This window comes from Mesorhizobium sp. M7A.F.Ca.MR.362.00.0.0, from assembly GCF_004023175.1.
GTDB lineage: Bacteria > Pseudomonadota > Alphaproteobacteria > Rhizobiales > Rhizobiaceae > Mesorhizobium.
The window spans coordinates 1-216 of record NZ_RZTF01001226.1; the positions used below are offsets into that span (position 1 = coordinate 1).

Annotated in this window: 1 protein-coding gene; it reads left to right on the forward strand. The window is 40.3% G+C overall.

The features are described 5' to 3' along the window. Positions 1-216: helicase-related protein (locus EOC06_RS39730; RefSeq protein WP_206631524.1), on the forward strand; the 216-nt coding region annotated here is incomplete at both ends.

Here is a 216-nt window from a genome sequence, read left to right on the forward strand (position 1 = left end):
GGCTTACACCTCGTGAAAGAAAGAAAGTGATGAAGCAAGTCCTTGATTTGGAGTTTCAATATATTATTGCAACAGACTTAGCTGCACGAGGAATTGATATTAAAGGGATCAGTCATGTCATCAATTTTGAATTGCCAGCAGATCTTGATTTCTATGTTCACCGTGTCGGCAGAACAGCAAGAGCCGGTTCTTCAGGAATTGCATTGACTATTTACG